Source organism: Mixta sp. (assembly GCF_024610815.1).
GTDB lineage: Bacteria > Pseudomonadota > Gammaproteobacteria > Enterobacterales > Enterobacteriaceae > Mixta > Mixta calida.
Map to the genome: position 1 here is coordinate 1 of NZ_JANION010000198.1, position 6,073 is coordinate 6,073.

Here is a 6,073-nt window from a genome sequence, read left to right on the forward strand (position 1 = left end):
ATATAATAGGGTCAAAGCACGGAAACGGGTTAACTCCCCCAATCGCTATGGCGAAACCTGATGGGCCGCTCGGCAGGGGAACCACACATCAATGAGGCACGAACATGAATATCGTTGGAAACTTTATTGGCGGTAAAGTCACCCATAGCGCCAGCAGCGAAACGATTCCGGTTTACGATCCGGCGACCGGCAAGGTGGTGCGCGAACTGACGCAGAGCACTGCGGACGAGGTGGCGCAGGCGATAGAAGTGGCGCATAACGCGTTTCCCGCATGGTCGCAAACCTCTCCGCTGCGCCGCGCGCGCGTCATGTTCAATTTTAAAGCGCTGCTGGAAAAGCATCGCGACGAGCTGGCGGCGCTGATCGTCAGCGAACACGGCAAAGTTTGGTCCGACGCGCAGGGCGAACTGACGCGCGGTCTGGAGGTGGTGGAGTTCGCCTGCGGCATTCCGCACCTGATCAAAGGCGAGTATTCGCCGAACGTCGGCACCGGCGTAGACAGCTATTCGCTGATGCAGCCGCTGGGAGTGGTGGCGGGCATTACCCCATTTAACTTTCCGGCGATGGTGCCGATGTGGATGTTCCCGATCGCGCTCGCCTGCGGCAATACCTTCGTGCTGAAGCCGCCGGCGCTTGATCCTTCCGCCTCAGTGCGCATGGCGGAGCTGCTTAGCGAGGCCGGACTTCCGGACGGCGTGTTCAACGTGATTCACTGCGCCAATGAAACGGCGGAACAGCTCTATACCGACAGGCGCGTGCAGGCGGTCAGCTTTGTCGGTTCTTCCGGCGTGGCGGAGCATATCTATAAAACCGCCAGCGCGCACGGCAAGCGGGTGCAGGCGTTCGGCGCGGCGAAAAACCATGCCATCGTAATGCCGGACGCCGATCTGGACGCCACCGTCAACGCCATTATGGGCGGAGCGTTCGGTTCGGCGGGCGAGCGCTGCATGGCGCTGCCGATCGTCGTGGCGGTAGGCGACGACACGGCTGACAAGCTGATCGCGCGACTTACGCCGCTGGTCAAGGCGCTGCGCGTCGGGCCGGGCATGCAGCAAGGCAGCGAAGAGAATGAAATGGGGCCGGTGGTTTCCGCCGTCCATCAGAAGAAAGTGCTGGGCTACATTGATAAAGGCGTGGCGGAAGGCGCGGAGCTGGTGGTGGACGGACGCGGTTTCCAGGTGCCGGGCCATAGCGAAGGCTACTATGTCGGCGGGACGCTGTTCGATAAGGTCACCAGCGATATGGTCATCTGGCGTGAAGAAATTTTCGGCCCGGTACTGGGCATTATGCGCGCGCCGGATTATCAAAGCGCGCTGGCGCTGGTCAACAGCCATGAGTTCGGCAACGGCAGCGCTATCTTCACCAGCAACGGCCATGTCGCACGCGATTTTGTACAGAACGTAGAGGCGGGCATGGTGGGCGTCAATGTGCCGGTACCGGTGCCGATGGCGTTTCACAGCTTCGGCGGCTGGAAACGTTCGGTATTTGGCGCGCTCAACGTTCACGGGCCGGATGGCGTACGCTTCTATACGCGTATGAAAACCGCCACGGCGCGCTGGCCGAGCGGCCAGCAGACGGTATCGGAATTCAGCATGCCGACGCTGGGCTAATCACCTTATAAGGAGGAGCGCATGTCTTTGCTTGCTAAACGTCAGCAGCCTGACGCTAACGGGCGTATCCAGCACATCACACCGGAAAGCGCAGGCTGGCGCTTTGTCGGCTTCGATGTCTACCTGCTGAAAACAGGACAGACTCTGACGCTGGATAGCGGGGAGAAGGAGCTGTGTCTGGTGCTGGTGAGTGGGCTGGCGTCGGTGAAAACGCGCCATGCCGATTTTCCCGGCATCGGCCGCCGACAGTCGCCTTTCGAGCGCACGCCGCCTTATTCGGTCTATGTGCCGCATCACGATCGCGTCGAGGTAGTCGCCGATTCCGATCTGGAGCTGGCGGTATGCAACGCGCCCGGCCACGGGCATCTGCCGGCGCGGTTGATTGCGCCGCAGGATGTGGGCGTTGAGCGTCGCGGAAAAGGGCGCAACCAGCGTCTGGTGCATAACATTCTGCCGGATAACCAGCCAGCCGATAGCCTGTTGGTGGTGGAGGTGTACACCAACGAAGGCGATACCAGCTCGTATCCCAGCCATAAGCACGATCGGGAAGATTCGCCGGATGAAACCTACCTGGAGGAGACCTATTATCACCGTTTCCAGCCGGAGCAGGGCTTCGCTATGCAGCGCGTCTATACCGACGATCGTTCGCTGGATGAGTGCATGGCGCCCTATAATCGCGATGTGGTGACCGTACCGCGCGGCTATCATCCCGTGGCGACCATCGCTGGTTACGACAACTACTACCTGAACGTGATGGCGGGGCCGGTGCGTAAGTGGAAATTCACCTGGGAAAAAGATCACGCCTGGGTAAACAGCGACAGCTATCCTGTTGAGAAGAATCAGGGTTGACGGTGGCGGAGTAACGCGCTGGGACAGCAGCATTGAGGTCAATTAAACAGGGCGGCTCAGGCCGCCCTTCTGTTTGCTGACCTAACCGCAGCTTTTTTACGACCGGCTATCGGCTGCTGCGATCGGGGCGTTTGTTATCGCAGCAGCGTTAGCGCCGCCTGTGGTAAGCGGCAGCGCCTTGTATGTCACTCTTTGGCGTTGTTCAGCGCAAGCGATACCGCCAGCGTCTGGGCGAGACAGAGCGAGGCGACCTGCGAACGGAAGCCGTCTACCTGCGCTTCGCGCACTACAAAACAGACATCGCTAAAAGCGGCCAGCGGGCTGACCTGGCTGTCGGTAATGGCGATCTGCTGCGCGCCGCGACTGGCGCCCATTTCTACCAGTTCCACGCCTTCACGCGCGTAGGGCGAGTAGCTGATCGCGATAACCACATCCTTTGGGTTCACCATGCTGAGCTGTTCGGTAAACATGCCGCCCAGGCCGTCGATAAGAAACGCGCGCCGCTCAAGATGGCGCAGCGCATAGGTCAGGTAGGTGGCGACGCTAAACGAGCGGCGCAGGCCAATAACATAGATGTTCTCCGCCTTGCTGAGCATGTCGACCGCTTTATTCAGCTGCTCCGGGTTAGTCTGCATCGCCAGCTGTTGCAGCGCCTGCGAGTTCACCATAGTAAACACGTTCAGGATTTCAGCCGGGTTCTCCGGCGAGGCGGCGGTTTCATCGGTAGCGGTCTGTCGGAACAGGCGCGCGCGTTCAGTATAGTTTACCGTCTCCTCCATCAGATGCTGGCGAAAAACCTGCTTCATTTCATTGAAGCCGCTGAAGCCAAAGGCATTAGAGAAACGGATTAACGTCGAGGGTGGAACGTCGGCCTGCTGGGCGATAGAGGCGACGGTATCGAAAGCGATGCTGTTGCTGTTATCAAGAATATAGCGTGCAACCTGTTTCAGACGTTTGCTGAGCGTATCGTAGCGACGACGAATGTCGTCCTGTAACAAGGAAAGCTGTGTAGGATTAGTTGTCATTACTTCGACCTGCTAAAAATGATTGGCGTTTTGCTGAGCGATATTCTACCAGACGAATGGAAAATTTCATTTGAATCCCCGGTTAGCTGGCTTTATTTCATCGTAACATGAATTACCTCACATTAAGTGGTGCTAAATTGCTTCTCCCCTGGACGGCAAAAGGGCGGTCGGGAAGGGAAAGGCAGGTTAATTCGTAGCGAAAAGAAGCGCACGCCGCTGCGTAATGCGGGTCAGCGGCGTGGCCGATAACGACAGATTAGCTGGCCTGGCGCACGGGACGCGCTTCACGCCAGTAGCCGATCAGCGTCAGGTAGTTGTTTTTCACCTGGTTAATCAGCGCGTCGTCGCTCAGTTCGCCCTGTAGCCACTGGCGTGACGGCTGGCCGAAGATGGTGCGTCCGACAGCGAACCCTTTTACCCACGGCGCCTGCGCCGCATCGCGGAAGCCCGCCTTTAACTTATCTTCCGGGGCATCCAGGCCCAGCAGCAGAATGCCGCGGCACCAGGGATCTTCCTGCTCGATCACCGCGCCGATCGCCTGCCAGCTTTGCAGCGACAGCGGCGGCAGCTTCCACCAGTCGGGCTGAACGCCGAGACGGTAGAAATGGGAGATGATCTCCAGATAGTAAGATTCCTGGTGGTCCGGGTTATCTTCCGGCAGGATCACTTCCAGCAGCAGCTCATGGCCCGATTTATTACAGCCGCGCCAGACGTCGAGAATCAGCCCGTCCTGCTCGGCGCGCAGCGCGGCGTCGTCATGGGGATGATAAAAAACCAGGCATTTCACGACGTGCTCCTGCGGCCAGTCGATCAGCTGAGAGCCGATGTTGCCATGTTCAAGGCGCAGCGGACGCGAACCGGGCATTTCAACAGGACGACCGATCCACCAGCCTTTGCCGGTAATCGCGTTCAGCGCCCGTTGTCCGTAGGTGGTGTCCGCCAGAATGCCGCTGCTGTTTTCCAGCCCGGCTTCGGTGGCCGCCGCTTCCGCCGCCTGCAGCAGCAATGTCTTCAACTGCGGAATACGTTCGGGATCGGCGCCCGCTTCCTGCGCCATATCCGCCAGCTGCTTGCGGTGATCGAAAGCGAACACGCACAGCTCCTGCCAGCTTTGCTTACGGGTGGTGACGCGATGCAGATGGTTCAGCCGCACGTCGCGGTCGGGGCGTTTCACTTCGCGATCGCGGCTGAGATAATCATCCAGCTCCGCTTTGGTCGGCATCGCCGGGGCGCAGCCGTGGCGCGATACGACCAGCGCGCCGCAGGCGTTGGCGTAGCGGCACGCCTGCGGCCAGCCTTCGTCATTGAGCCAGCCGCGCAGCAGGCCGGACATAAAGGCGTCGCCCGCGCCCAGCACATTCAACACTTCCACACGCACGCCGCTTTGCAGAGTGGTGTGTTCCCAGCTGTCTGGAATGTCGCCTTCAAACACCACGCAGCCCAGCGGCCCGCGCTTACAGACCAGCGTCGCTTTGCTCGACTGACGCACCGCTTTCAGCGCGCTAAGCGTATCGGTGCTGCCGCCAGCGATATGAAATTCCTCTTCCGTGCCGACAATCAGATCAAAGTAGTGCAGCACTTCCTGTAGCTGTTGGGTGACGCGTTCCGATTCAATAAAGCGCGTCTCGCCGTCGCCCAGCGAGGTCAGTCCCCACAGCACCGGTCGGTAGTCGATATCCAGCGCCGTGCGCAGGCCGTGACGGCGCGCGATCTCCAGCGCCTTCAGCACCGCTGCGCGCGTATCCGGGTGGGAAAGATGGGTGCCGGTCACCGCCACCGCGCGGGCGGAGGCGATATAATCCTCGTCGATATCCTGCGGCGTCAGACCCATATCGGCGCAGTTATCGCGGTAGAAAATCAACGGAAAGGTATCTTCATCCTTAATGCCCAACATCACCAGACCAGTGAGACGGGTTTTATCGGTAATCAGAAACGCCGTATCGACGCCCACGCGCTGCAACTCCTCACGCAGGAAGCGGCCGTTGTGTTCGTCGCCGACACGCGCCAGCATAGCGGATTTTAGCCCCTGAATGGCGGCGCCGTAGGCGACATTGCCTGATGAGCCGCCGAGATAGCGGGCAAAGGTGCTGGTATCTTCCAGGCGCGCACCGATTTGCTGACCATAGAGATCGACGGCAATACGGCCGATACAAATCACATCAAGCCGCTTCTGTTTTGTACTCATACCTGTTGTTTCCTTCTGTGATAAGCAGACACTGTCGGGCGTCTCCAGAGATCTTTCGGGAAGGCTCCCAATAATCCGATCGCACCGGATCAACTGTGCTGGCAGTATGGGGAATAAATATTCCAAAAACAATATTGAATGAAATTATTAACCCAAAACTGTGAAGCGGGTAAAACTCTCTTCCTCCTTTTAGCAGCTGGCCAGCCGCATCGTTTCCCCGCCTGGTCCAGCGCTATTTCAGCTTTTATCGTGTCTTTTGAGGGCATTACTCTTTTCCTGAAAATGAAATGGAATATCTGTTTTTATTATCGCCGCCCGTCGCCGTTTTACTGCTTCCCGCTATAAGGCCGCTTTCCACGCCGGTAAACCCAATCATTTGGTCTCACTCGCAAAATGAAATGTTT

4 protein-coding genes are annotated in these 6,073 nt (G+C 58.7%); 2 read left to right on the forward strand and 2 right to left on the reverse strand.

Features of this window, described 5'->3' with window-relative positions; genetic code table 11:
- The first annotated feature begins 104 nt into the window (after positions 1 to 104).
- Together MYY08_RS15025 and iolB are read left to right on the forward strand one after the other, a co-directional pair.
- Positions 105 to 1,610: a CoA-acylating methylmalonate-semialdehyde dehydrogenase gene (locus MYY08_RS15025; RefSeq protein WP_084969874.1), complete on the forward strand. Its 1,506-nt coding sequence runs from the start codon at positions 105 to 107 to the stop codon at positions 1,608 to 1,610.
- Positions 1,611 to 1,631: 21 nt separating this feature from the next.
- Positions 1,632 to 2,459 (forward strand): 5-deoxy-glucuronate isomerase, encoded by an 828-nt coding sequence (iolB, locus tag MYY08_RS15030; RefSeq protein ID WP_038629633.1) that lies wholly within the window; start codon positions 1,632 to 1,634, stop codon positions 2,457 to 2,459.
- Between the two features lie 185 nt (positions 2,460 to 2,644).
- Here iolB and MYY08_RS15035 read toward each other — a convergent pair whose 3' ends face one another.
- Positions 2,645 to 3,484, reverse strand: coding sequence for a MurR/RpiR family transcriptional regulator (locus MYY08_RS15035; RefSeq protein WP_038629634.1), 840 nt, complete (start codon positions 3,482 to 3,484; stop codon positions 2,645 to 2,647).
- Between the two features lie 256 nt (positions 3,485 to 3,740).
- Entirely contained in the window at positions 3,741 to 5,669 is a 1,929-nt protein-coding gene (locus MYY08_RS15040) for a bifunctional 5-dehydro-2-deoxygluconokinase/5-dehydro-2-deoxyphosphogluconate aldolase (protein WP_084969873.1), read from the reverse strand.
- Positions 5,670 to 6,073: the final 404 nt, after the last annotated feature.